The sequence below is a fragment of the Chryseobacterium panacisoli genome, from assembly GCF_008274625.1.
Taxonomy (GTDB): domain Bacteria; phylum Bacteroidota; class Bacteroidia; order Flavobacteriales; family Weeksellaceae; genus Chryseobacterium; species Chryseobacterium panacisoli.
On the sequence record NZ_VTRU01000001.1, the window covers coordinates 2,043,298 to 2,066,776 of the forward strand.

At 36.2% G+C, this 23,479-nt stretch carries 17 protein-coding genes; 10 read left to right on the forward strand and 7 right to left on the reverse strand.

Annotation, left to right across the window (positions count from 1 at the left end; translation table 11 throughout):
• Position 1: 1 nt before the first annotated feature.
• Positions 2-3,019 carry a SusC/RagA family TonB-linked outer membrane protein gene (locus tag FW781_RS09110; protein WP_149387106.1) on the reverse strand — a complete coding sequence of 1,006 codons (3,018 nt, stop codon included), beginning with the start codon at positions 3,017-3,019 and terminating at the stop codon, positions 2-4.
• 256 nt (positions 3,020-3,275) lie between these two features.
• Between FW781_RS09110 and FW781_RS09115 the strand changes: the two genes are divergently transcribed.
• Entirely contained in the window at positions 3,276-3,860 is a 585-nt protein-coding gene (locus FW781_RS09115; RefSeq protein ID WP_149387107.1) for a ribonuclease HII, read from the forward strand.
• A 130-nt stretch (positions 3,861-3,990) separates the two neighbouring features.
• Here FW781_RS09115 and yidC read toward each other — a convergent pair whose 3' ends face one another.
• Together yidC and FW781_RS09125 are read right to left on the reverse strand one after the other, a co-directional pair.
• The gene (gene yidC, locus FW781_RS09120) at positions 3,991-5,790 is read right to left on the reverse strand and encodes a membrane protein insertase YidC (protein ID WP_149387108.1); all 1,800 of its coding nucleotides are present in this window, start codon (positions 5,788-5,790) and stop codon (positions 3,991-3,993) included.
• A 178-nt stretch (positions 5,791-5,968) separates the two neighbouring features.
• Complete coding sequence (locus FW781_RS09125; RefSeq protein ID WP_149387109.1) at positions 5,969-7,576, reverse strand: CTP synthase; 1,608 nt, start codon at positions 7,574-7,576, stop codon at positions 5,969-5,971.
• Positions 7,577-7,729: 153 nt separating this feature from the next.
• Between FW781_RS09125 and FW781_RS09130 the strand changes: the two genes are divergently transcribed.
• The 6 genes from FW781_RS09130 (at position 7,730) to FW781_RS09155 (ending at position 14,161) form a co-directional block, all read left to right on the forward strand.
• Positions 7,730-8,332: a CDP-alcohol phosphatidyltransferase family protein gene (locus FW781_RS09130; protein WP_149387110.1), complete on the forward strand. Its 603-nt coding sequence runs from the start codon at positions 7,730-7,732 to the stop codon at positions 8,330-8,332.
• A complete protein-coding gene (locus FW781_RS09135) occupies positions 8,322-9,125 on the forward strand; it encodes a phosphatidate cytidylyltransferase (RefSeq protein ID WP_149387111.1) in 804 nt (267 codons plus the stop codon). The genes FW781_RS09130 and FW781_RS09135 overlap by 11 nt, the downstream gene beginning before the upstream one ends.
• A gap of 4 nt (positions 9,126-9,129) precedes the next feature.
• Entirely contained in the window at positions 9,130-10,185 is a 1,056-nt protein-coding gene (locus FW781_RS09140; protein WP_149387112.1) for a patatin-like phospholipase family protein, read from the forward strand.
• A gap of 233 nt (positions 10,186-10,418) precedes the next feature.
• A complete protein-coding gene (locus tag FW781_RS09145) occupies positions 10,419-11,174 on the forward strand; it encodes an SDR family NAD(P)-dependent oxidoreductase (protein ID WP_149387113.1) in 756 nt (251 codons plus the stop codon).
• Positions 11,156-12,457, forward strand: coding sequence for a phosphatase PAP2 family protein (locus FW781_RS09150; protein ID WP_149387114.1), 1,302 nt, complete (start codon positions 11,156-11,158; stop codon positions 12,455-12,457). Before FW781_RS09145 ends, FW781_RS09150 begins: the two co-directional genes overlap by 19 nt.
• Before the next feature lie 3 nt (positions 12,458-12,460).
• Complete coding sequence (locus FW781_RS09155) at positions 12,461-14,161, forward strand: bifunctional alpha/beta hydrolase/class I SAM-dependent methyltransferase (RefSeq protein ID WP_149387115.1); 1,701 nt, start codon at positions 12,461-12,463, stop codon at positions 14,159-14,161.
• A 79-nt stretch (positions 14,162-14,240) separates the two neighbouring features.
• Here FW781_RS09155 and FW781_RS09160 read toward each other — a convergent pair whose 3' ends face one another.
• A complete protein-coding gene (locus tag FW781_RS09160; protein WP_149387116.1) occupies positions 14,241-14,810 on the reverse strand; it encodes a YceI family protein in 570 nt (189 codons plus the stop codon).
• A 137-nt stretch (positions 14,811-14,947) separates the two neighbouring features.
• On the opposite strand from FW781_RS09160, the gene radA reads away from it, so the two are divergent.
• Entirely contained in the window at positions 14,948-16,297 is a 1,350-nt protein-coding gene (gene radA, locus FW781_RS09165) for a DNA repair protein RadA (protein ID WP_047379126.1), read from the forward strand.
• Positions 16,298-16,529: 232 nt separating this feature from the next.
• Positions 16,530-17,123, forward strand: coding sequence for an acyl carrier protein phosphodiesterase (locus tag FW781_RS09170; protein ID WP_149387117.1), 594 nt, complete (start codon positions 16,530-16,532; stop codon positions 17,121-17,123).
• Here the strand turns inward: FW781_RS09170 and FW781_RS09175 are convergent.
• The 3 genes from FW781_RS09175 to FW781_RS09185 all read right to left on the reverse strand — a co-directional run bounded on the left by FW781_RS09175 (position 17,120) and on the right by FW781_RS09185 (position 22,024).
• Complete coding sequence (locus FW781_RS09175) at positions 17,120-18,082, reverse strand: phosphatase PAP2 family protein (RefSeq protein ID WP_149387118.1); 963 nt, start codon at positions 18,080-18,082, stop codon at positions 17,120-17,122. The genes FW781_RS09170 and FW781_RS09175 overlap by 4 nt on opposite strands.
• 126 nt (positions 18,083-18,208) lie before the next feature.
• Complete coding sequence (locus FW781_RS09180; protein ID WP_149387119.1) at positions 18,209-18,724, reverse strand: DUF6702 family protein; 516 nt, start codon at positions 18,722-18,724, stop codon at positions 18,209-18,211.
• Between the two features lie 81 nt (positions 18,725-18,805).
• A complete protein-coding gene (locus FW781_RS09185; protein ID WP_149387120.1) occupies positions 18,806-22,024 on the reverse strand; it encodes a S8/S53 family peptidase in 3,219 nt (1,072 codons plus the stop codon).
• A gap of 150 nt (positions 22,025-22,174) precedes the next feature.
• Between FW781_RS09185 and FW781_RS09190 the strand changes: the two genes are divergently transcribed.
• The gene (locus FW781_RS09190; RefSeq protein WP_077418960.1) at positions 22,175-22,753 is read left to right on the forward strand and encodes a HupE/UreJ family protein; all 579 of its coding nucleotides are present in this window, start codon (positions 22,175-22,177) and stop codon (positions 22,751-22,753) included.
• Positions 22,754-23,479 lie beyond the last annotated feature (726 nt).

The window sequence follows — 23,479 nt, forward strand, 5'->3', positions numbered from 1 at the left end:
TTTAGAAAGTTATATTAAAGTTAAAACCAAAGTTTCTGGCCGTAGGATACTGGCTTACTGCTAAGCTGGCACCTGTCTGCATTTCCGGATCACCAAAGTTTCTGTTGTCCTTCGCATATACCACAAATGGATTTCTGGCATACACCCCAATGCTCATACTATTAATGAAAGTACTTGCTAGTACTGATTTAGGAATAGCATAGCTTAATGCAATTTCTCTAATTTTTAAAGCAGTCCCATCAATTACAAATTCTTCAGCTATATCACTTCCATAGTTGGTAGTAAAATAGTTTACTGTACCTGCATAGCTTGCATCATCACCTACCGGTGTAGTGTTTGGAACATATACAGGATTAGAAGCTGTACCAGTATTCTGAACAGAGTTAGGAATGATATAACCATTAGAACGGTTAAAATCAGCTTGCTTCTCCAATGTACCTACATAAGACATTAAGTTTTTAGCTTCAGAAACAAAACTGTTTCCAGTTCTGTAATCAGCCACCGCACTGATAGTAAACCCTTTAACTCTAATAGATGTACTGAAGGCAAGGATATAATCAGGATCTAATTTACCCAGCACTTTATATTGGCTGCTTACTACAGGAATTCCCAGATCATCTACAATGATTCTTCCTTCCGGATCTCTCTGATATGCAGTACCCATAATAGTGTTTGCGCTACCTCCCAATACAGCATAAAGTCCAGCTGGTATTCCTTGACCTGAAGCTCCTCTAGGTACACTTAAAGCCCCATTGTCCAGACTTGTTACAACAGATTTATATTTTGAATAAGAACCTTTCACATTCCATTCAAAATCTTTAGACTTGAACGGAGTTACTCCCAATTCTAGTTCAAAACCTCTGTTTCTCATAGATCCGGCATTGTCTAATACATTACTGAATCCTGTTGCATTTGATACACCACTATTGGTAATCAAACCATCTGTTTTAGTCTGGTAAACAGATCCATCAAAAGTAATCCTGTCTTTCAAGAAACCTAAGCTCAAATTAGCTTCTATAGTATTATTAAATTCAGGCTTAATATCCTGGGACACCGGTGTTCTATTAATAATATAGGATGAAAGCGTACCAAATGGAAAACCTGTTGGGAAAGTTCCAACCTCATCAACAGCATAAGCATCGAGTACAGAGTTACCTGTTCTGGTAAAACCTCCACTTACTTTTGCATAAGTAAGAATATCTCCGTTTGATAAGTTTTTAAAGGCTTTTGTAGGAATGAATGATACCCCGGCAGAATAGTAGGAATATCCATCATTTCTCAACGGTCTTTTAGCCTCTCCTACTGCAGGTGTCTCATGAATACTTAAAGCGGATGATTGTTCAAATCTGTAAGTTGCATTTAAGAAAAGATAATCTTTATATCCTAAATCCAAGTTAGAAAACCAGGCTACACTTCTCTTTCTCATTTTACCGTTTTCAAGATTGTACCAAGGAGTAGCATTAAGTACATTCTGGATATTATACCATCCAGGAATTTGCAGATTTGTTCCTCCTACCTGAGAATAATCTTCTTTTGTATCCTGAATATTGTTACCTAAGTTAAATTTAAGATTTAAATCATCAGTTAAATCATAATTAAAGTTTAACATTAAGTCTCCATAGTATCTCCAGATTTTATTAACCGTCTTATTATAAGCAGAAGTAATAGCTGTAGCACCGTAATCCAAGTAGTTTGTACCATCATAAGCTGTACCTGTACCATTATACGTTTTAGCTTCATTAGGCCCGTATGCATCAGTATGAGTTTCAATTACATTAGATATTGTTGACATATTACCTGTATAAGTCAAACTAATATTTTTGTTAAACTCATATCCTAAAGATACAATACCATTAAAAGTAGTCGTATTATTATCATTACGTAAATGATCTCTTAACCAGTATGGGCTGCGGGAAAACGCCGTCCAGTGACCATCCATTCCTCCCGCTTCATAAGCTCTAACATCAATATTGGTAGGAGTCTGGATAAGCTGTCCGAAAAGATTCCCTCCGGTTTGAGAAGTATTTTGATCAATAAAATTAAAAGTAGCATCAATTCTTAATTTTCCAAGCTGCTTACCACCTTTATAGAATACAGTATTTCTTTTCAGATTATCTCCTTTGATCATAAAATCATTTTCAACTCTGTTGAATGATAGGAAAGAGTAAGAGTCTCTTCCCCCAACGTTCATTGAAATACCATTCTGAATCAAAACTCCATTTCTAAAAAACTTATCAGCGTTGTTTTTTCTAGGAGCATATGGGCTGTAAATTAAACTTCCGTCAGCTTGAGGCAAACCGGCGATTAATGACTGACCTCCAATTTGAGGATCATTATAAGCAGGTCCCCAGCTTCCGTTTTCGTAAGGCACCCAGTTTGTCCCTCCATATTCTACATCACTGAAGTCAGTAGGCTCACCAGTCCAACCTTGTCCATAAAGCTGCTGACGAATTGGAGTTTTGTAAATTGTAGATACATCTATAGAAGATGTTAAAGTAAATTGTATTTTTTCAGATTTGGAACCCTTTTTAGTTGTCACTACAATCACCCCGTTACTTCCTTTCTCTCCATACAAAGCTGATCCTTGCTGACCTTTAATAACGTTTACACTTTCAACTACTTCGGGTGGTAACTGCTGAAAAATACTCAATGTAGATATTGCACCATCAATAACAATCAATGCTTCATTATTACCTGAAATAGATCTCGGACCTCTAATAGTTACTTTTGCCTGACTATTAACAGAATTACTTGTTGTATTAATCTGCAAACCCGGCACTTTACCTGTCAAAGCCTGAGCTGCGTTAGGGTTTACTGCCTGATTAAGTTCTTTAGTATCAATAACTTTATTACTCGTAACAATCGCATCCTGTCTCTTCTTAAGACCGAGAGCACCCGTAACAACAACCTCACGGAGGTCAGTAACTTTTAAAGTATCACCTTGCGTATTTTGCGCACTCATTACTCCAAAGGAAGCAGTTAGAGCGATCGCTAAAATACTTGTAGTTAATTTCTTCATGTTTAGAATGATTATTTTTATTGCCTACAAATATGTGAAACTTTCTTAAAATCAGCAAGAAAAAATGTTAATTTTTCATAATGAATATATTCATTGTTAAAAAAAACACATTATAAATACAATTAAATAAAAAAAATGTACAATTAATAAAAAGGATTAAAAACAGTAAATTATACTATCTATAATGATTAAAACAAAAAAACACAAAATAACTTTCTGCAAAATTTTTCTATTTTTGCATTCTGAGAAACAATTCATGGAGCTAATAAAAAACTGGTCAAACCTTTACATCGAGGCAGGATGTGATGAAGTGGGAAGAGGATGCTTAAGTGGTCCGGTAGTGGCGGCAGCAGTAATTCTGGATGATAATTTCAAGCAAAATCTGGTGAATGATTCAAAAAAATTAACGTTCAAAACCAGGATGGAACTGGATAACTATATTAAAGATAATGTGAAAGATTACGCCATATCAGAGCTTCCACCTTCATTTATTGATGAGCATAATATTCTTAATGCAAGCATTCATGCCATGCATCAGGCACTGGATAAACTTACCATAATTCCAGAGCTTATTCTGGTAGATGGAAATAAATTTCACCCTTATAATTATATACCGCACCAGTGTATTATTAAAGGAGATTCTAAGGTTTTGTCTATTGCTGCGGCCTCTATTCTTGCCAAGAATTATAGAGATAAATTAATGATCCAGCTTCATGAAGAATATCCAGAATATGGCTGGGACACCAATTTTGGCTATGCTACAAAAAAGCACCAGGAGGCCCTTATAAAGTACGGTCCAACATCCCATCACAGACAATCTTTCAGGCTGAAATATGATTGAAACAGTCTCATTTTCAATTATTAAATTCTCATGCCAAGAATAGAAATTTGAAACCATTCTAAATAAAATGCAAATAAAAAAGAGAAGCAATTATACATTGCTTCTCTTTTTTTAATTTATAATTAAGAGTTTATTTCTTCTTATTTCTTTGCTGCTCCTGAGTTTTTTGCTGCTCCTGAGCTTTCTCCATCATTTCTCTCATTCTCTTTTGGAACTTACCTTCTGCTTTTGGTTTTTCCTTGTTAGACTGAATTTGAGCATGGATCTTCTTTTCATCCAGAATCACGTATTTAATCACAAGGATGATTAAGATGTTAATTGCATTCGATACAAAATAATACCAGGAAAGACCTGAAGCTGATGTATTCAAGAAGAATAGGAACGTAATCGGGAAGATGTACATTAATACTTTCATATTTGGCATCCCTTCCTGCTGAGGCTGCTGCATATTCCCTGAAGTCATTACAGTATATATCAGGATAACAACTGTACAAGCTAATGCAAAAATACTTAAGTGATCTCCAAGGAAAGGAACTTTAAACGGAAGCTTGATCAAATCATCATAAGCCGTTAAATCTTTTGCAAACCAGAACCCTTGACCTCTAAGGTCAATAAAGTTCGGGAAGAAACGGAACAACGCATAGAAGATAGGAATCTGAACCAACGCCGGTAAACATCCTGCCATCTGATTCACTCCTGCTTTTCTATAGATTTCCATTGTAGCTTGCTGCTTCTTCATTGGATCTGCATCCTTGAATTTAGCATTCGCTTCATCAATTTCCGGACGGATTACCTTCATCATCGCACTCAATTTATGCTGCTTATACATAATTGGTGAAAGGATCAATTTCACAATAATTGTCATTACAAAAATCACCCAACCTGCTGATAATCCCCAGGCAGCAATAATACTATATAACCACATGAAGAAGTAACGGTTCATTGCTCCGATGAATGACCAACCTAATGGAAGAATCTCATCGAAGTTCTTATCATAAGATTTAAGTAATGGTAAATCCAATGGCATGAAATACCATGTGAAGTCCTGGTTCAATTCACTTCCGGTCATCTGAACAAAGCCTTCATAATTTAATTTCTTCAAATACTCTCCTTCTTCAACATTTTCCTGATTTCCTTTGCTCTGAGTAAATCCGTTTTTAGCTTCAATTACTGAAGTAAAAAACTGCTGCTTTACACCAATCCAGTTAAGAGTTTCCTTCTCTTCTTCCATCGTTGTTCTTCCATCATAATCATAATCTTTATAATTATTGAAAGCGTACGAGAATTCTGAGTGAGACTGCTCCTGAGCTCTACCCTTTTCCAGGTTTCTTACATTATAATCCCAGATGAAGTCAGCTTTATTGTCTGAAGTAATTTTGGAAAGTCCCTGAGTTCTTACTTTAAAATCAAGAGTATATTTTGGAAGTAGTGTGTAAATGAATTGAATTACAGCACCATTATAATCTGCAGTTAAGGTTACAGCATTTCCATTAACAGAAGGTGAGAAAACTAAATCTTTAGTATTAACAATCTTTCCTGTTTTGTCTTTAAACTGAAAACCATAGTTTGAATTATTTTTAGTAATCAGATAAAGTGGCTGATCTGCATTGTCTGTTTTATGGTTGTAGGCTTTATACTTTAAAAGCTCTACTTTAGAAACCTGTCCTCCTAAGCTTGAAAATTCAAGTTTCAGTTCATTATTTCCAAGACTTGCGGTCTGGATGGAATTAGGAGTTACATTTGGATTGATATTGTTTGCCTGAGTTTGCTTTACGGCATTTTTTACCTGTTCCGTTTTCTGCTGCTGAGCTTTTAACTCCTCTTCTTTCGCTTGTTTGTTCTGGAAATAGAACATAAAGCCGAAGAGAACCAGGCATAAAACCGCGAAACTAATCATTTGTTTCTTATCGATTCCGTTGTTTTGTTGCATTTTATTTTATATTAAAATTTTAAACTTAGGATGTACCTGTAACGTACATAATTTTGAGCTGACAAAAATACTGTTTTTTTATCAAAACTCTATGCTTTACGATGTTACTATATAATAAACTCAAGCTGAGAATAATCAGCTTGAGTTTATGTATAGACGTTTATGATAAAATATTACCTTATTTCTTTTCGCAAGCCTTAATGAAAGCTCTGAATAAAGGATGCGGTGTTGCCACTGTACTCTTATATTCCGGGTGATACTGAACCCCCACATAGAATGGGTGATCAGGAAGCTCAAGCGCTTCTACCAAGCCTGTTTCAGGGTTTGTACCTGTAGCAAGGAAACCATTTTTCTCAAATTCCTGAAGATAATCACTGTTGAATTCATAACGGTGACGGTGTCTTTCAGAAATATTTTTGCTTCCGTAGATATCAAATAATTTAGAACCGTTTTTCAAAGAACATTTCCAAGCTCCAAGACGCATTGTTCCACCTTTATCGATTACATTTTTCTGTTCCTCCATTAATGAGATCACAGGATCCGGAGTTGCCGTATCAAATTCTACGGAATTCGCTTTTGTGTGTCCTAAAACATTTCTTGCAAATTCAACCGTCATGATCTGCATTCCTAAACAGATTCCCAACATTGGAATTTTATTTTCTCTTGCATATTTTGCAGTAAGAACTTTTCCTTCAATTCCTCTGTCTCCGAAACCTGGGGCTACAAGAATACCATTCACTCCTTTCAGAGTATCTTTAATATTTTCCTCTGTGATATCTCCACTGTATACCCATCTTACTTTTACTTCAGTTTCAAGGTCAGCTCCTGCATGCTTGAAAGCTTCAGCAATAGAAATATAGGAATCCTGAAGAGAAACATATTTTCCAACCAATGCAATCTCAACTGTTTTCTTAGGATTCTGGAACTTCTTAAGGAAATTCTTCCAGTCTTTAAGATCAGCTGTTTTATCACTTTTCAGATCCAGTTCTTTCAATACTACGTCATCAAAGTTTTGTTTCTGAAGATACATTGGAACTTCATAGATTGTTTCCAAATCTTTACATTCAATAACGTTTTCTAAAGCAACGTTACAGAATTGAGCCAGTTTTGCTCTCTGATCTTTAGGAATTTTATGCTCCGTTCTACACACTAAAACATCCGCCATAATTCCGCTTTCCATCAACTGACGAACGGAGTGTTGAGAAGGTTTTGTTTTTAATTCTCCACTTGAAGCCAGATAAGGCAATAATGTAAGGTGGATTACCATAGAATTTTTGTCTCCCAATTCCCATTTCAGCTGACGAACAGTTTCAATGTATGGTAAAGATTCGATATCCCCTACAGTTCCGCCGATCTCAGTAATGATGATATCGTAGTTCTGTTTTGAAAGGATTTTAATTCTACGTTTGATTTCGTTAGTAATATGAGGAATTACCTGAACTGTTTTTCCAAGGAAATCTCCTTTTCTTTCTTTTTCAATTACAGTCTGATAAATTTTTCCTGTAGTAACGTTGTTGTTTTGGGATGTAGGAGCATCAAGGTAACGCTCGTAGTGGCCTAAATCCAGATCCGTCTCCGCACCATCTTCAGTTACATAACACTCTCCGTGCTCATAAGGGTTCAAAGTTCCTGGGTCGATATTGATATAAGGATCTAATTTTTGGATCGTTACATTAAAGCCGCGTGATTTTAGTAGAAGTCCCAGAGAAGCAGAAACGATTCCCTTTCCCAAAGATGAAGTTACACCTCCTGTCACAAAGATGTACTTTGTATTCTTTTTACTCATTAGATTAGGTTTGTGCAAAGTTATGGGAAAAAGAGATACAAAGCAATTATTTACATTTTGAAAATTGAAAAACACCGCTCAAACAATTATAAAACCTGATAAAAATTTTTATCTATATTTGATATAAGCAAATGAAACAAAGCTATAGCCACCATGATTTCCGTTTATAAACTAAAACCAAAATTTCAGCAGCTCCTCACCCCTGTTTTATTATTTTTTCACAGAAATAAAATAACAGCCAACCAGATTACGATCAGTTCTATCCTTCTCTCTATTTTAATTGGGATATTGTTCTGGAATGCTGATATTTCAAAATGGTTTTTTCTGAGCCTTCCTATCGGATTACTTCTAAGAATGGCTTTAAATGCGCTGGATGGGATGATGGCAAGAAAATTCAATCAGACGAGCAAGCTTGGAGAAGTTTTAAATGAAGTGGGTGATATTGTTTCTGATGTGATTATATTTTTTCCACTTCTAAAGTTTCAGCCAGAAAGTTTATATCTTATTGTTGCTTTTATAGTTCTTAGCATTATTAATGAATTTGCAGGATTAATGGGGAAAATTGTAGGAAAGGAACGCCTTTACGATGGTCCTATGGGAAAAAGTGACCGTGCACTTATCCTTGGCTTGTATGGTTTGTTAATGCTTTTCGGAGTAAATATTTCCGGTATTTCCCTGTATATTTTTGGAGTTATCATTGCTTTACTCCTGATCAGTACTTATACACGACTTAAGAAATCACTGAATGAAATCTGAAGAAAATAAATTTGCAGATGTTCCTTTAAGGGTAAAGACATGGATCTATATCATTATTGTTTTTGCTCTCGGGATTTCACATCCTCTCTCTATGGTTCTTTTTGTTTCATGGATAGGACTACAATCATGCTTTGAATTTTCAAAGATGTTTAATCTCCGTGCAAATCCTGTTATTTCATCAATACTCATAGGAATAACACAGTTCTATCTGTTATTTTATCTTAATATTGAGCATTATCTTTTGTACAGCAGTCTACTGGGGCTTCTTATAGTGCTTTACTTTTTAGTATTAAAATCTTCTAAAGATCAGCTGTATGGATTAACCATAGCATTATTGGTTTCTCTTTTTTCTTTCCCGCATTTATATTGGATAAGAGATAGCATTCATGGGCTTCACTCCATTATCTTTATTGTTGTTGTAACTGAACTGAACGATGTATTTCAATATCTGACGGGAAAGTTTTTCGGGAAGCATAAAATTACCCCTCAAACCAGTCCTAACAAAACTTTGGAAGGTCTTATCGGCGGCGTTTTTCTTACTACTATTCTGAGTAACATTTTGGGTTACTTCCTGCTTAAAACCAATATCTTAACCAATAGTATTTTAGGACTTACGCTGGGGCTTTCAGGATTTTTCGGGGATATTTTCATATCTTATTTAAAAAGAAAAACAGGAGTAAAAGATACGGGTAATCTCCTTCCCGGCCATGGAGGTCTGCTGGATAGAGTGGACAGTCTGATTTTCAATGCTCCATTATTTTTCTGGATATTTCCTCTTCTGATAAAAAACTAAAACGATGAATGAAAAATGTAAAAGAGCGGTTATTTTTTCAGGAGGCGGAACAAGACTAATGATCTACCTTGGGATTTTTGCAGCCTTGGAAGAAATAAATCTCAAACCGGATATTCTCATTGCTTCCTGTGGCGGATCATTTGCTGCTACAGTCATCAATGCTTTTCCAGATCATCTTTCCCGAAAAGAATATTTGCAGTCAGAAGAATATTTTCAATTTGTTTCAGGCACTGTATTTACAAAACATAAAAAGCTTTCAGAAATAGGCTTTTTCTCATTGAAAAAAGTATTTGATCAAAGAAATGCTCCTTTCATTGAAGATGTTTTCAACCGTTATCTTGTTGAGCTGCCTCAGGATTTATCTGAATGTTTTCCCTCCATCAAAAATGTTCAGTTTTCAAAAGAAATTCCAACGGTAATTATTGGCTCTGAGCTTCTTTTTACCCCAAAAGAATCGGGACAACCCAGAAACGAAAAAAAATTATATCAAAAAACAATCTTCACAGACACTGAAACTGCAAATAAAATCAAACCTGAACGCCTCATCAGTAATTCTGAAAATTATAAAAACAGCGCTGTTGAAGAATCTCCCAAAATCATCACTAATTTTTCTATGCTTGAAAGTACACGTGCTTCCGTTTCTGATATGTTTTATGTGCAACCGGCATTTCTTCATGGAAAATATTTTGCGGGCGGAGCCATAGATCTTGTTCCTGCTGAACTGGCTCAACATCTGGCTCAGGAAACAATTACTGAAAAAAAACAGTCTTACAATTCGGTGGAAGAAGCACTTGTTCGTTCCGTACTTGGATTTAGTGGAAATAAAAGACTTACAGAAACAGAAAAAATCTTAACCGGTCTGCAGATTGACACCACCAATATAAAACAGGAACTAAAAGGACATTATCTGAAAAAAGGCATTAACTGGAAAAAATTTGAAATTGATTTTTCTTTTCCAAAAAGTTATCCACAATTTGTAAAAGACATGGAAATACAATGGCAGTATGGGTTTGATCAAACCATAAAAAGTATAAAAGCAGATAATAAATATTTCAATTGAAAATAGAACGTTTTTAAGTTTTGGCTAAAGCCATTGGCATGGTGATCTATTGTGACCACAGGCTAAAGCCCGTGCCTATTGAATATCTTAGTTTTATACTAATTATTTAGACTTATCAAAAATGTTCAGTATAATCTTAATGGTTTAAGTTTAAACAACTTCATTAAAAAACATTATTCCTGTTTTCACTTTTAAAATCTATTTTTACAAAAAATGAAACCCACCAAACACTTATGACCATTTTTATCGCAGGCGGAACTTCAGGTATTGGCTATGCATTGGCGAGGCATTATCTTTCCAAAGGATATTGTGTAGGAATCTGCGGAAGAGATCTTACCAAAATTTCGGAAAAAAATGATGAAAATTTAAAAGCTTTTCAGGCTGATGTCTCTGATATGAATGCAGTGTTATCTACATTGCATTCTTTTCTTGTGGATAAAAACGGACTTAATATTTTCATTAACTGTGCCGGAAGCTATGCAGAAGATGTAGCAGGAAGAATTTCATACGACGAAGCAGAAGAAATGCTTCAAACCAATATTCTGGGAACGGTAAACTGTTTCGAGGCAGCAAGAAAAGTAATGAAGAATCAAAAAAAAGGGAGCATTGCCGTGATTGCTTCTGTTTCAGGAATACTGGAATATGAAAACTCCAGTCTTTATACCAAGACAAAACGTTCCGTATTACAGATTGCTGATGCTTACCGCCGTGCATTGAAGCCTTTTGGAATTTCAGTCACCGCAATTGCACCGGGATATATTGATACTGAAAAATTAAGACAGCTTAACCAGAATGATTTAAGAAAAAAACCATTTCTTACTGATGTAGAAACAGCGGTCTCCATCATCTCAGAAGCAATTGAAAAACAAAAAAAACTCATTATTTTTCCTTCAAAAATGAAGTGGATGATGAAATCGCTATCACTGCTTCCTTCTTCATTATTAAACATCATCATGTTCAGAAAAGCTAAATGGATGAAAAACGACTGACAGTACAACAAAAGTTATATGCTTTGATTCTTTGTGCCATCGTATTTATGATGGTGTACAATTTTGCAGCATGGTATCTTACAACTTTGGATGAAATCCCATCTTTTGTTTTTGGGTTTGAAAAATATATTCCTTTCATTCCATGGAGCATTATTCCTTATATGACGAGTGGTATCTTTTTCTGCAGCGTATTTCTCTTCTGTCAAAATAAAGAACAACTTAAAATTCTAACACAGCGAATGCTTTTTGTAACTATTATTGCCGGAGTTTGCTTCTTATTATTTCCCTTAAAATTCTCATTGCCCAAACCCGAAATCAACAGTTCTTTTCCAGGATATTCTTTCCGGTTTTTAAAAGCTTTTGATTCTCCCTTTAACCAAGCTCCTTCATTGCATATTGCCTATGCTTTTATTTTCTGGTCTGTTTTCAGGAATTTAAAAAGAGGGAGAACTTTATTATTATTTTGGCTCATTTTGTTGGGAATTTCTACGCTAACGACGTATCAACATCATTGTATTGATATCATAACCGGAAGTATTCTCGCACATCTTAGCTTTATTATCTTCCATTATAGAAAAAATGATTTTCTGTACAGGAATTTTCAGGTAGCTAACCTCTACTTTCTATTGGGGTGGATCATCATCTTAACAGCCTTAATGATAAATCAATTCTTTGGAAATATTGGATTGTTCTTATTGTGGCCAGGTACAATGGTCATTCTGATTGGCTATCATTATCAGAAAAATAATATTTACTTTTTAAAAGATAAAAAAGGGAATATTTCATGGATTAAAAAAATCTTTTATTTCCCATATCTATTACTGTATTGGATATTCTGGAAGTTTTTCCGGAAAAATAAAATCCCTGTAGAAGTTCTTCCCGGATTGTATATTTCATCAAGACCTGATCAGGAAACCCTGAAAAATTTCGGAATTACCCAAACCACGCTTGTCTATGATGTATCGGCCGAAATGGAAGAACTTTTCAACATAAAAGATACAGCAGTTTATCACTCCGTTCCTTTTCTGGACATAGGAACACTGGATATTCATGAAACCCAAAAGCTGATTTCGGAAATCACCAAAAAATACAAGCAACTTCCTTCGGATGGAAAGATTCTTATTCATTGCACCATGGGATTCACAAGAAGTTCAGTAATCGTAATTTTAGTAATCAAAAATATTTTATCTTTACCTTTAACAGAAGCAATAACCATAATGAAAACCCATAATAAGCATGCAGTTATTCATACTTACCTGGAGGATTTTCTGAAAAAATTTTAATCTATGAACAGCGGACATTTTAAAAGTTTTGACAACAGTGAATTTTTTTATCGTGAGTGGAATTACCAACCTCATCAGAAAAGCATTATTATGATCCACCGCGGACATGAGCATTCTGAAAGGCTAAATAATATTGCTCAATCTCCTCAGTTTTCAAAATATAACATCTTCGCATTTGATCTTCGGGGACATGGTTATACGAAAACCCAGACCTCATCTGTATTTATGGATTATGTAAGGGATCTCGATGCATTTTCTAAGTTTATCCATGCTCAATACAGTGTGAAAATTTCAGATATTTTTGTTGTTGCCAACAGCATTGGAGGTGTTGTAGCTTCTGCCTGGGCACATGATTTCGCACCTCCTATCGCAGGAATGGCACTTCTGGCTCCTGCTTTTAAAATCAATCTTATTGTTCCCTTTGCTAATGAAATGATTACTTTAGGAACGAAACTTAAGAAAGGGCTGATTATTAAAAGTTATGTAAAATCCAAAATGCTGACTCATGATCCTGAACAGCAAAAAGCATATGACACGGATCCGCTTATCTCAAGGTCTATTGATGCAGAACTCCTTATTGATCTTGCAAAAGCCGGAAAACGTCTGGTAGAAGATGCTGAAGCGATAGACATCCCAACTTTAATTCTGGCGGCAGAAAAAGATCATGTGGTTTTCAATAAGGAACAGAAGATATTCCATGAAAAACTGGATACGGATTTGAAACATTATGAGGTTCTTCCGGAATTTTTCCATGGTATTTTATTCGATACCGGAAAAGAAAAAGTGTACGATAAAATTGTGGAGTTTGCTGAAAAATGTTTCAACAAACCTTTAAAACAAATATCACTTTCTCCCGACCTTTTTTCTGTTAAAGAATATGAAGACCTGCAAAATAATGTCGGGAATAATCTGAACTTTAAACTGCAGAAATTGTCTCTTGGAAAAATCGGGAAAATAAGCAACGGAATGGCTATTGGTCTGAAATATGGCTTCGATTCCGGAGCTTCGCTGGATTATGTATATCAGAATGAGCCGAAAGGGAAATTGGGATTCGGAAAAATGATGGATAAAAATTACCTCAACGCAATCGGCTGGAAAGGAATCCGTATCAGAAAACAGCATTTGCTTCAACTTTTAGAACAAAATATTCAGGCTCTGAAACAACAAGGAAGATCTGTTAAAATACTGGATATTGCTGGAGGAACGGGAAATTATTTATTCGATATCAAAGAAAAATATCCTGATGCTGAAATTGTGATCAATGAATTTGTAAAATCCAATATTGAGATTGGAGAAAAGGTTATTAAAGAAAAGAATTATCAGAATATCCGGTTTACCAATTTTGACTGTTTTGATCCGCAAACCTATCATAAACTGAATATTGAACCTAATATAACCATTGTATCCGGAATTCTTGAGCTTTTCGGGGATAATGAAATGGCCAGTAAAGCGATTCAGGGAGTGAATTCTATTTCAGAAAAGAATGCATACATCGTCTATACCGGACAGCCATGGCATCCCCAACTGAAAATGATTGCCTATGTTCTGAACAATCATCAGAACAAAGACTGGATCATGAGAAGACGTTCACAGAAAGAGCTGGACAGAGTTATGGCTTTTAATACCATTCAGAAAGAAAATATGCTGATCGATGACTTTGGAATTTTTACCGTTTCTTCAGGAAAAGTGAATGTTTCAAACTAATTTTTTTAATCAGCTTATCTCAACAAAAAAGGTTTTCCATTGAGTGGAAAACCTTTTTATTTTTTTATGTTTTACAATATTATTGCTTGACCAATTCAAAATAAGCTGTTACTTCAACATCCTTCGCAATCCCAGCTCCTGTAGGGTCATATTTAATTCCGTAATCCAGACGGTTCACCGTAAATTTTGTCTGAATTCCCATGATTTCTTTACCGTCCTTATTCTTTGTAATTCCACCAAATGTAGCCGGAGCAGTGATTTCTTTTTCTACCCCTTTCATAGTCAGTTTCCCTTTTACGATATAATTGTTGTTTTTATCTTTTGTAACGGAAGAACTTTTAAATTCAATAGTTGGATATTTTGCAACATCAAAAAACTCTTCACTTATAAGATGTCTGTCTCTCATATCCACTCCGGTATTAATGGTAGCAACACTTACGGAAAAGTTTAAATCGGCATTATCCAGATTAGCACCGCTACTAGCCATTCTACCGTCAAATTTATCGAACCTTCCCTGTACAAAGCTAATTCCCATATGCTTAATATTAAAGTTGACAGAAGAATGCATGTGGTCTACTTCCCACGTACCCTGTGCAAACGCCACAACACTTAAAAGCGTAAATACGAAAGATAAAAATACTTTTTTCATTGTAATAATATTTTACATTAATATTTTAATTGAATGAAGCTAAGATATGAAAGATATTTCTACCGCGGATGGATTAGTTTTTAATATTAAATCCATTTAGATTCTGAAAGAAAAATGCTTTTTTATAACTTCGCAGTATGGCAAAACTGAAAACAGCATATTTCTGTCAAAACTGCGGAACTCAATACCCACAATGGCTCGGACAATGTAAAAACTGTGGAGAATGGAATACTCTGGTAGAAGAAGTGGTTGAAAAACCTTCTCATAAAACTCCTCCTTTCTCAAAAACCAAACAACATGTGATCAATATTGTTGAAGTGGTAACGAGTGAAGAGCCAAGAATAAAAACTCCTTCTGATGAGCTGAACCGCGTTTTAGGAGGCGGAATTGTCTTAGGTTCCGTTACGTTGATTGGCGGTGAACCTGGAATTGGAAAATCCACCCTTCTGCTTCAGCTTGCTTTGAAAATGAAGAAAAAAATCTTCTATGTTTCCGGGGAAGAAAGTGCTTCTCAGATTAAAATGAGAGCGGACAGACTTACGGATATTCAAAATCCAAACTGTTTCCTTTTCACAGAAACATCATTGGAAAAAATCCTTCATGAGGCAAAAAAACTGGAACCGGATTTTATGATTATTGACTCTATTCAGACTCTGCAGTCTCAGCTGATAGAAAGTTCTCCGGGAACCGTTTCCCAAATCCGGGAATGTTCCAATGAGATCATCAAATATGCCAAAGAAAATAATACGCCTGTTTTTCTTGTAGGACACATCACCAAAGATGGTCAGATTGCCGGACCAAAAGTCCTGGAACATATGGTGGATGTGGTTCTGAACTTTGATGGAGACCGGAATCACCTTTTCAGGTTGCTGAGAGCTAATAAAAACCGTTTTGGATCTACTTCCGAGATTGGGATTTATGAAATGGTTTCCCAGGGATTGAAAGAAATTAAAAATCCTTCTGAAATTCTGATCACCAAGAAATTTGAAGAACTTTCCGGGAACTCCGTTGCGGTAACTCTGGAAGGAAACCGGCCTATGCTTCTGGAGATTCAGGCATTGGTAAGTACTGCCGTTTATGGTACTCCTCAAAGAAGTTCCACCGGTTTTGATTCCAAAAGATTGAATATGCTTTTGGCTGTACTGGAAAAAAGAGCAGGTTTCCAGCTGGGAGCTAAAGACGTTTTCCTGAATATTACCGGAGGAATAAAAACAGACGACCCGGCACTGGATCTGGCAGTGGTAGCTTCTGTTCTTTCATCCAATGAGGATATTGCCATCTCAGAACACTACTGTTTTGCCGGAGAAATCGGATTAAGTGGTGAAATACGTCCTGTAGCGCAAGTGGAACAAAGAATTACTGAGGCTGAAAAGCTGGGTTATGAAAAAATATTTGTTTCCAATCTTAATAAAATTCCGAAAAGAAAATTTGGGATAAAGATCGAAGAGGTGAGTAAGATTGAGGATTTTCATGAGAGGCTTTTCTAACGTGAATGCTCAATTTTTGCTGCGCAAGTCAATAGTCAATTGGAACGTGAATAAAAATTCACAAGCGAAGCAGATTCACTATTGATAAAATTGTGAATGCTCAATTTTTGCTGCGCAAGTCAATAGTCAATTGGGATGCTGATAAAAAAATTCACAAGCGAAGCGGATTCACTATTCACTATTCACTATTCACTTTTATCAAACATTCACTTTTAATTCATACCTTTAAGTTATGAATTATCTGGCGCATTCTTTTCTTTCTTTTACCGACGGACAGATCGTTGGTCAGTTTCTCGAAGATTTTATCCGCAACAGGGATCGTTTTTCTTTCCCGAAAGACATTCAGGACGGAATTACTTTACACAGAGCCATTGATACTTATACCGACTCCCACCCCGCCATTCATGAAGCTAAAAAAGTATTTGCCCCTTTGGTAAGGCTGTATGCCGGTGCATTTGTGGATGTTTCTATGGATTATTTTGTGGCTAATGATCTTTCTTTAAACACTCTCGCAGAATGGAAAGCGCATTCTCTTAAAGTTTACAGCGTTTTAAATGCTAACAAGCAATGGCTGCCGGAAAACTTCAAAAAAATGCTGGTCAAAATGGAACACGACGACTGGCTTTATAATTACCGCGAAGACTGGGGAATTAAATTCAGTATTCAGAATGTACTTAATAAAGCAAAATACCTGGATAAAGATATTCCTGTTTTTGAAGCTTTTTTAAAGAATAAAGATCATCTTCAGCAATGTTATGATGATTTTTTTCCTGACCTGCTGGAACATACAAAAGGAATTCATTCATTATTACAACTGGAGAATTAAAAGCGCCCTACAAAACCTATTCCTAAAGGCCCCGCATTAATATCCCATGCTATTTTATTCTTATTTTGCTGTTTAAGATTATAGTTTATATCCTCTTGATATTTTTCCTTTCTTTTCATAAATTTATCGATCCCCTCAACAATGGCAATACTCATAATAGCACTTAAAGTAACATCAGAAAACCAATGAGCCCCTTCAAGCAATCTTGAAACCGGAACAACAGATCCGACAGCTAAAATTCCGCCTTTTATCCATGGATTTTCAAATTGTTTGGATAATGCATAGCTCGTTGTGATGGAGAGCACTGTATGTCCGGATGGAAAGCTCCTGAAATTGGCATCTCTTCCGTAGGGTTTGAAAAAGTGTTTTCCAAGTCCTGCTCCCGGCCTGGCTCTTCCCGTTGCCGATTTTGAAATTTGCTGAATAGCCCCTGTTGCACTTGCTGCTGTAATCATCAGAACTCCTGTTCTTCTCAGCTTTTCATTATTAATCAAAAGACCCGTTACATACACGGCACCCGTAATACCATAATTGATCTGTGGACTCCCAAAATACCACCCGAATTTTTTTAAGATATTAGGCGCATTTTCCCTATTTCTGATAAAGGCACGGCTGATGTCTTCATCTGCAAGGTATACCATTCCTACAGTAGCTACAGTAGCTCCTAATCTAATATAATCTTTCTTCTCCCAGGATAAAGGACGCGTAAAAGCATTCCCAAAACCTCCCGCCATTGTCACAAGATCATATTTAAAATGCCCCCAAATATCATTTTTCCTGTTCCTATTCTCTGTGAAAGAATACGGTGGAACAGTTTCATCCAAATGTAAAAGTGATACCGAGTCTTTGTCTGCAATAAGGCTGTCAGAAGCATTATTAACAATGAGGCTGTCCTGCTGGGCAAACAATGTGAAAGAAATTAATAGGGCAAATACAGCAAGCGCTTTTCTTCTCTTCATAATCTAATAAAAACAAGATGCAAAACTATCTAATTAATACTATTTTATGTTAAATGAAAAGTTTTTAAAATAAATAACGATGATTAATGATTTCGATTATAATTTTAAATGTAAAAACAAATCAAATTAAAATTGCTGAAATAAATAGCGGTTGGGATATGTCATCTTCTCACTTTTCCTTTCCCCTTTTACAATGATATGGACAATATTGATCTGATCATCAAAAAGGTTATATAGAAAACTTACAGCAGTCTCTACTTTTTTAGGTGTGGCTACAGGTTCAGACTCGAGAAATATATCTACGGATTCCTGGTCTTCTTCATAACCAATATAGTTTACTTTCAAAAATTTGTTATCTGCTTTTAATTTGAAATATTCCGAACAGTATTTTTGCAGGGCCTCATTCAATTTTGCTTTGTATTTTTCATCATTAAAATGAAAAGATCCTCCATATTTTTTCCCCAATCCATTTTCCATATCATCAAGGAAGAATCGTCCCGTTACTTCAAATGTTCTGGATTTTGAATTATAATTAATTTCCACAGAGCCTACATGATAAGGATGAAAAGCTTCGTCACTCGTAAAACTCTGAAATACCATGGCTACGAATAAAAGAAATCCAAAAAAAAGCTTACCCGACATGAATTCTATTTTTACAGCAAATATAAAAAAAGCAGCAGTTATAAAAACTGCTGCTTCTGATAATAATTGATTGATGAAGATTTATTGTTTAATTACTTTTTTCGTAATTTTTGTGTTATCATCCAGTACGATGGTGAACAGATAAGTTCCTCTTACCAGTTCTGAAACATCAATTTTACCGGCATTGGTATTTACATTTACGGTTTTAACCAGTTTTCCTGAAGCATCATAAATGGTTACCGCTCCTTTAGAATGTCTGCCTAATGCTACATTCACAAAATCTTTTGCAGGATTCGGAGTGATATTTACTTCTGAGCTCATCTTAACATCTGCTGTTCCTAGTGTTGTTCCTGTTTTCACAAAGTATCCGCCAAAGCCTGTCGTCTGGAAGCTCACTTCCCAGTATTGGTAGGTATCATTCCAGATAATATTTGCAATATCAGGTGTAATAATTGTAGCAGTTCCTCCAAAAGAAGCTACTGTACCCGTAGTACTTGTTCCTGTATATTTTTCAACAAGAAGGTTGGCTTTATTGGCAACATCTGTAGGTGAAGTAGGTAATTTCACTCCGTTGGTCAGATTATAAGCATCAAAATCACTCTGTTTAAAGTATAAAGTTACTTTTCCGGTTGCAGTGGCTGCATTCGTGTCCGGATTTATTTCATATCTTCTTGCAACATAGTTTGGCTGTGCATTATCCACCCATACCTTTGATGTTGTATTTCCTGTTACAGTACTCGCTGTTTCTTTTTCAACTCTGGAGATCAACTGGCAGGCATTTGTAAAATAGTTGTATCCATTAGCTACTGTACTTGCTTTAGTTTGATTGGATGTTGCTAAATTTTTCACTTCAGCAATGTTTTCATAAACCACAGCTCTCATTTTAAGATCAAATGTTCTGGAAGTCCATGTTGTACCATCTGTAGACGTTTTGGATCTGTTGTTGACCACCGCATTCTCAGCTTTCATGGCAATCCTTCCGCCTAATCCATTGACAACAATATAAAATTCTTTTCCGGTGACCATTTGTACATTCAGATCTGAAAGATTCACATAATTCCAGGTAAATCTCTGCACATTATTAAGCCATGAAGTAATTGTTTTAGTGGCTATAATATCTCCGGGATTTCCATTCGCATCCACTTTTCTGATTTGAATATCTACCGGAATGTCAGAAGGGAGAGAAGTTCCCGTTAAAAATGAAAATCCTCCCAGTTTTCCTGTCAGGGTTGGTGTATATCGGACAGCAAGGGCTATATTATCAAAATAATAATTAGATTCTGTATTGGCAATAATATAAGGTTCATCGTATCCTACCGTCTCAAAATTAGATTTTACACATCCCAGCTCATCGGTAACCGCCTTATAAATGTCTAGTTTACCATATCCCCATCTCATGTTGGGTACAGTTCCCGTTGCTCCATCCATTCTTGCATTAGAGGTAAGACGTGCTTTTACCTGGGCTGCCGTCAATGCCGGATTAGCCTGCAGTAATAGTCCTACCGCCCCTGCTACACCCGGTGAAGACATACTTGTTCCCTGGTTTTTCACATAATAAGTTGTCCCGGCAATAATATCTGTACTACCAGGAGAAGAATCACCTGATCTGGATGAAATGACATTCTGCCCTGAACCTGCGATATCCGGTTTTTGGAAGCCATCTGTTCTTGGTCCCTGCCCACTAAATGAAGATATAGACTCCTGCGGAGTAAGCGTAAAATAACCACTTGTTCCACTATACCAACTTGCTCTACCCATATAAGAAGCCACTGTAATAGCGTTAGAAGCATTTCCTGGTGATCCTACAATATATTCGTTATCACCATTTTGCAAGGTAGTTCCCACTCCCTGGCTGTACAGCCAGCCATGGGTTGTTATCTGTTGTGCTCCATTATTGGTAATTTCCAATGTATAATTTCCCTGAACATTGGTAGTTCCGGAGCTTCTGCTTACTACTAACTGTACGTATCTTTTGTTGTTATCATTACCCCAATAGTTATACATAGTTGCCGTAAGGCCTCCTCCCAATATAGTATGAGCCGTAGTTGTACTTATGTTCTGAGTATACTGCTGTCCATCAGGAGTAGTCAGTTTTGCTGTAACAGGAGTATTATCATTGGCATACATAATGAATGAAAATATTGAAGTCGCGGAAGTATTGCTTGCTACTGTAAAACTGTACGTCTGTGCTGCACCAGCTGCAATATCCACTTTTCTGTGAAGGTTAGCTCCATAATCATTTCCTGCAGAAATAACCACGACTCTACCAGGTCCTGATGCCGTAAAATTATTAACAGCCACTTCATGACTTGATGTTCCGTCATGAGCCGTTCCCTGTCCGCCAATACTCATATTGACAACAATAGGTTTATTAAGTGCCGTAGCTACATTTTTGAAATAGGTTAAAGCATTAATTGTGTTTGTTGTAGGAAAAGAGCCATTTCCCCCTTTTACAAATACAATATCTGCATCAGATGAAAATCCTTTATGTCTTTTATCTGTAAAAGCCGCACCATTTCCGGCAGCTGTACCTGAAACATGGGTTCCATGTCCGTTCGTATCACTTTCACGAACAAATCCTGTTGGTGTTCCATCCAGTTCATCTTCAATCTGTGTTCTCGTATATTCTACACCCGTTGAAAATCCTGCAGGAGTAGTTTCGCCGGCTTGTGCAGTCAATGTCTGATCCCAGATAGAAACAATTCTGCTTTTGGTCTGGTCATTAGCTTTTCTGAAGTCCGGGTGTTTCCAGTCTATTCCGCTGTCATAAATTCCTACCAAAACACCGGTCCCATTATAAGCCGTATTATTGAAAACCCCATCCTGCAAAAGGCTTGCACCGGACTGGGCTCTGCTTACATCATTATGAAGCTCATCAAAGGCCGGCCCCATTACAGATGTTACATATGGAAGCTGCACAAGTCTTTCAATATCTTCAATGGAAACTAAAGCTGTGGAAAAGGTTGGCAGCTGACTCTGAATAATGAAACCGTCTGCCTTCAGTTTTTCCGGCTCTTTAGTATAAATAATACATGAATACATTGTTTGTGCTCCCTTTGAAGTCACCACCAAATGTTGATCAAGTTTCATATCCGGGCGTTCCAATTCTCTGACTGCTCTCCCATTGGCAATACTCTCTTTATTTTTCAATAAAATATCAAATCGGGAATCCAGTTTCTGTACCTGCCCGTAAAAAGCATAGGAATATAATCCTAAAAAGGCTGCTGTTGCATTTCTGAGAAGCTTCGATCCTCCATGTGAAATGCTTACTTTTGTAAAAAATAATTTTTTAATATCCATATTTCATTTTTAAGCAATAAAATTATACAATTTTTACCTAAATCAAAAATAAGATAAATAATTATCAAACAATAAGCATAAAATCAAATCAAACAATAATATTAATAACATTTTAACAAAATATTTAAAATATAAAAATTTTTAACCAAAATGCAGGATTTTCTTTTTTATTTAAACCTTGGATGGGAGCATATTATTTCTTTGGACGCCTTAGATCATCAGTTATTTGTTCTGGCTTTAATTGCTGTTTATTCTTACAGTGACTGGAAAAAAATTCTGATCCTTGTCACCGCATTTACGATCGGACATTCCATTACATTAGCTTTAAGTATTCTGGATGTCTTCAGAGTTCCGTCTGACTGGGTTGAATTTTTGATTCCTCTGACGATTGTTCTGACATCACTGGATAATATCATCATGAAAAATCACAAGCAGACCTTGATGCGGGCCAATTACTATCTTGCTCTGATCTTTGGGCTGGTACATGGAATGGGGTTTGCCAATACGGCAAGAGTAATGATTGCGAAAAGTCAAAGTATTGCTTTACCTCTTCTGGGATTCAATATTGGTTTGGAACTTGGACAAATTGTAATTGTTGCAGCGATCTTAATCCTCCTGTTTATTTCACTCAACCTTTTCAAAGTGAATAAAAAAGACTGGATACTCTTCGTTTCTTCCGGCGTATTTGCTTTATCCTTAAAAATGACTTTGGAAAGAATTCCTTTTTAAAGGTTAAATATTTGTATTATTTCAAGAGCTTATTACTATCTTTGATCATCAATAAATCATTTCGGTTATGAAACTAAAAGTTGTTATACTTTCACTTTCTGTATTTGCATATACAGGTTTCACCGCACAAAATATTCAGAATAACCCGGGCAGCAACCATGGCAACAAGTTTGAGCAGCTGGGAACAATTCTTCCAACCCCCAACATTTACAGAACGGCTTCTGGAGCTCCCGGACACGGATACTGGCAAAACAGAGCCGACTATAATATTACCGCCTATCTGGATGAGGACAAAAGAAATCTGAAAGGTTCAGAGACGGTGACTTACTACAACAATTCTCCGGATGATCTGGATTATATCTGGCTGCAGCTTGATGAAAATGAACATTCAAGCGTCAGAAATGCAGGATATGATGCTTCATCTGTTCTTCGTCCTTCAACAACCGACCAGCAGCTGAAGGCAACAGAACTTCCTGTAAAAGATAATGGTTACGGAGTAAGTCTTGAAAAAGTAACAGATGCTTCAGGCAATGCTTTAAAATACACCGTCAACAAAACCATGATGCGTATTGATCTTCCCAAAGTTTTAAAAAAGGGTGAACAATTCGTTTTCAAAGTAGACTGGAACTATAATATTTCCAACCGAATGAAGATGGGAGGCCGCGGCGGGTATGAAAACTTTCCTGCAGATGGTAATGATCTGTATACGATGGCACAGTGGTATCC